The sequence below is a fragment of the Stieleria sp. genome (assembly GCF_041595215.1).
Classification (GTDB): domain Bacteria; phylum Planctomycetota; class Planctomycetia; order Pirellulales; family Pirellulaceae; genus Stieleria; species Stieleria magnilauensis.
Map to the genome: position 1 here is coordinate 1 of NZ_JBFHKV010000846.1, position 3,883 is coordinate 3,883.

Below are 3,883 nucleotides of genomic sequence, written 5' to 3' on the forward strand. Positions count from 1 at the left end.
GACAATTCGGCCAGTTGTTCGAAGTCGAACGAGGCGCTGCGGAGGACGTCTGGGTCGCTGTCTCGCAGGATCTGGATCGTTTGTGTGATCAGCTCGTAATAGGGTCCTGCGGAGACGCCGGCCCCGCGGACATAGAGCGGGATCGGGCGGACGAACTCGTTCGGGTAGGGCTGGCATCGCCGGTTTTCCAGGACCGCGACGGGGCGATAGCCGACGAAGTCATTGAGTTCGCGAATCGCTTGATAGACCAAGTCGGACGTTGCGTCCTCGTCGGCCGAGGCGTCCTGTTCGCTGTACAGTCGCAACAGGGATTCTGCGGCCCGGGCCAAGAAGAACCCATTGAACAGGACTTCGGGTTCCTGGTGGAACAGCAGGTCCCGGTGGTAGTCCATGTAGGCCGGCAGCAATTCGCTGAGCAACAGTCGCGAGACGTCGCGTGCCTGAGTGATGTCGGCGAACGCGGACGTCGACTCGGCCAGCGTGGCCAAGGTTTGCTCGATCCAGTTATTGAGCACGAGCCAAGCCGGCGTTCCCGTCAGGGGATTGCCTTGGCTGGCGTGGTAATACGCTTCGTTCCAAAGCGCAGCGATCTTGGGATCGCTGCTGCCGCTGGAGAAATTCAGGTACCCCGCCAACCGCTTGAGCGAATCGCAGATCGATTCCGGTGGTGGAAGATTGGACATGGGGTGGGGGCAGCAAAAAGTAGGGCGACTCACCGAATCAGAGGACAAACAACCGTGGGCGGAATTCGACAGGAACTCGCCCCACGGCGGGGATCACTTTTTGGTCGTCTTTTTCTTTTTGACGCTCTTTTTCTTGGTGCTCTTCTTCGGAGCGGTCACGCTCTTGGCGACGACTTTCTTTGCCGTCTTCTTGGCGGCTTTCTTTTTCGCCGGCTTCTTTGCGGTCACGTCGGCGGCGGCCGCTTTTTTCTTGCTGGCCTTTTTGGCGGCTTTCTTTTTGCCCGCCTTTTTCTGCTTGCCGCCAAAAATGTCTTCCCAATTGTTGGAGTACTTTTCGTTCGTTCCGATACGAAGAATGGTCATAGCTAAGTTTGGTTAGGGAAAAAAGGGAACTGCCGCATCGGCGGCATGACGGATTGGGGAATCAAGGTGTACGGCGTGTCGGCGGATGGACCGACCGGCGGTTAACCGGCATGGATGCTTTTGTAGCGGGCCTGTTTGATTTCGTTGGGGTCCTCGCCCATCCGCTCTCGCAGTCCCCGGTCGTAGACTTCGAAGTTGCCTTCGCACCACGTGACTTTGCCGTCGCCTTCGAATGCAAGGATATGCGTTGCGAGGCGATCAAGGAACCAGCGGTCGTGCGAAGTGACCACGACGCAGCCGGCGAAATGCATGATCGCTTCTTCCAGAGCACGCAGCGTGTCGACGTCGAGGTCGTTGGTCGGTTCGTCCAGCAGCAGCACGTTGCAGCCACGCCGCAACAGTTTTGCCAGGTGGACTCGGTTGCGTTCACCCCCGGACAGGTTGCCGACTTTCTTTTCCTGGTCGGGGCCTTTGAAATTAAATCGCGAGACGTAGGCCCGCGCGTTGACGTTGCGGCCTCCCAGCACGATCGTCTCGGTTCCGCCGCTGATTTCTTCAAACACGGTGTTGTCGTCGGCCAGCGAATCGCGGCTTTGATCGACGTAGCCCAAGTCAACCGTCTCGCCGACGCGGAACTGACCTTCGTCGGCCGGTTCTTGGCCGGTCAGCATTTTGAACAGCGTCGTCTTGCCGGCACCGTTGGGACCGATCACGCCGACGATGCCGCCGGCGGGCAAGCGGAACGACAGGTCGTCGATCAAGACCTTGTCGCCGAATGCCTTGTGGATGTTCTTGCCTTCGATGACCAGTTCACCGAGATGACGATTGGATGGAATCTGGATTTCCAACTCGTCGGGCCGATCCTCGAATTTCTCGGCCGCCAAATCCTCGTAGGCCTTGATCCGCGCCTTGCTTTTCGCCTGGCGGGCTTTGGGACTCATGCGGATCCATTCCAATTCGTTGGCCAACGTGCGTTCGCGCGCCTTGGCCTGGCGTTGTTCCAGCTGCATCCGTTTCTGGCGCGCTTCCAGCCATGCAGTGTAGTTGCCTTCGAACGGAATGCCGCGGCCGCGGTCGATTTCCAGGATCCACTGGGCGACGTTGTCCAGGAAGTAGCGGTCGTGGGTCACCGCGACGACGGTACCCGGGTACTTGGCCAGGTGTTGTTCGAGCCAAGAGACCGATTCGGCATCGAGGTGGTTGGTCGGTTCGTCCAACAGCAGCAAGTCGGGCTGGCGGATCAGCAGTTGGCAAAGAGCGACACGTCGGCGTTCACCGCCCGAGAGCGTGGTCACGGTGGAATCGCCGGGGGGCAGATTCATGACGGCCATCGCCATTTCGACTTGTCGATCGAGTTCCCACAGGTTGTAGGCATCGATCGTGTCTTGCAGCGTCGCCATTTCGTCGCACAGCTTTTGCATTTCGTCGTCGTCGGTGACGTCGCCGAGCAGCATGCTGATTTCATTGAATCGATCGACGATCGCGCGACGTTCGGCGACGGCGGTTTGAACGTTCTCAAACACCGTCTTGGTTTCGTCCAGCGGCGGTTCTTGTTCCAGGTAGCCGACGGTGAAGCCTTTGGTCAGTTTCGCGCTGCCGTCAAAGTCGGTGTCCTGGCCGGCCATGATCCGCAACAGCGTCGACTTTCCGGCACCGTTGGGACCGAGGACGCCGATTTTCGCGCCCGGGTAAAACGCCAAATTGACTTCGTTGAGCACCGCCTTTTGACCGTGCTTTTTCGTCAAGTCTTCGACTTGGTAAATGTATTGCCTGCCCATGCCTTGCTTGTTCCTGTCCTATTCCCACTCGATCGTTGCGGGCGGCTTGCTGCTGATGTCATAGCAGACTCGGTTGACGCCCTTGACTTCGTTGATGATTCGTGTGCTGATCCGTGCCAGCAACTCGTACGGCAGTCGGCTCCAATCGGCCGTCATGAAATCGTCGGTGTTGACGCTGCGGACGGCGATCGCATTGTCATACGTTCGCGCGTCGCCCATCACCCCCACACTTTGGACCGGCAACAGGACCGCAAAGGTCTGGCTGGTCTCGCGGTACAGTCCCGCCGCTTCGATCTCTTCGATCACGATCGCATCGGCGGCCCGCAGCACGACCAGTTTGTCGCGTGTGACTTCGCCCAGGCATCGGACGGCCAAGCCGGGGCCGGGGAACGGATGCCGCCAGACCAGTTTTTCCGGCAAGCCCAATTCCAATCCCAGTCGTCGCACTTCGTCCTTGAACAGGTCGCGAAGCGGTTCGATCAGTTCAAACCCCAGTTCTTCCGGCAGCCCGCCGACGTTGTGGTGCAACTTGATCGTCGCGGCCGGTCCGTCGGGATCGGCGCCGCTTTCGATCACGTCGGGATACAGGGTGCCTTGGGCGAGGAAGTGGGCGTTCTCGATCGATTCGGCTTCCTTTTTGAAGCACTCGATAAAGTCGTGGCCGATGCGTCGGCGTTTTTCTTGCGGTTCGACGACTCCGGCCAGCGACGCGAGGAACCGGTCTTCGGCGTCGACGACGTGCAAGTCGGCTTTGAAGTGATTGGTGAATTCGTCGATCACCAAGGCCTGTTCGTTTTTGCGGAGCAGCCCGTTGTCGATCAAGATACACGTCAACTGGGGGCCGATGGCTTTGTACAGCAGTGCCGCGACGACGGAGGAATCGACTCCGCCGCTGAGCCCGCAGATCACGCGTCGGTCGCCGACGGCGTCGCGAATCTGGCGGACGGTGGCGTCGGCGAAATCACTCAGTTGCCAATTGGGTTCACAGCCGCAGATGCCTCGGACAAAGTTTGCCAGCACCTTTCCGCCCAGCGGGGTGTGCGTGACTTCCGGGTGGAA

General features: G+C 59.4%; 3 protein-coding genes and 1 pseudogene. All 4 read right to left on the bottom strand.

Annotated elements, in window-relative coordinates; translation table 11 throughout:
• Positions 1–683 (bottom strand): annotated as a pseudogene (locus ABX749_RS25080) (hypothetical protein); the annotation flags it as partial.
• 93 nt (positions 684–776) lie between these two features.
• Positions 777–1,046, bottom strand: coding sequence for a hypothetical protein (locus ABX749_RS25085; RefSeq protein WP_145218039.1), 270 nt, complete (start codon positions 1,044–1,046; stop codon positions 777–779).
• 101 nt (positions 1,047–1,147) lie between these two features.
• Positions 1,148–2,824 carry an energy-dependent translational throttle protein EttA gene (gene ettA / locus ABX749_RS25090; protein WP_372898409.1) on the bottom strand — a complete coding sequence of 559 codons (1,677 nt, stop codon included), beginning with the start codon at positions 2,822–2,824 and terminating at the stop codon, positions 1,148–1,150.
• A gap of 18 nt (positions 2,825–2,842) precedes the next feature.
• Positions 2,843–3,883, bottom strand: a 1,041-nt coding sequence (gene guaA / locus ABX749_RS25095; protein ID WP_372898410.1) for a glutamine-hydrolyzing GMP synthase, incomplete at its 5' end; no start/stop codon positions are given.

Coding starts and splice junctions, on each gene's coding strand:
- ABX749_RS25085 (WP_145218039.1), bottom strand. CDS start 1,046: ATGACCATTCTTCGTATCGGAACGAACGAAAAGTACTCCAACAATTGG.
- ettA (WP_372898409.1), bottom strand. CDS start 2,824: ATGGGCAGGCAATACATTTACCAAGTCGAAGACTTGACGAAAAAGCAC.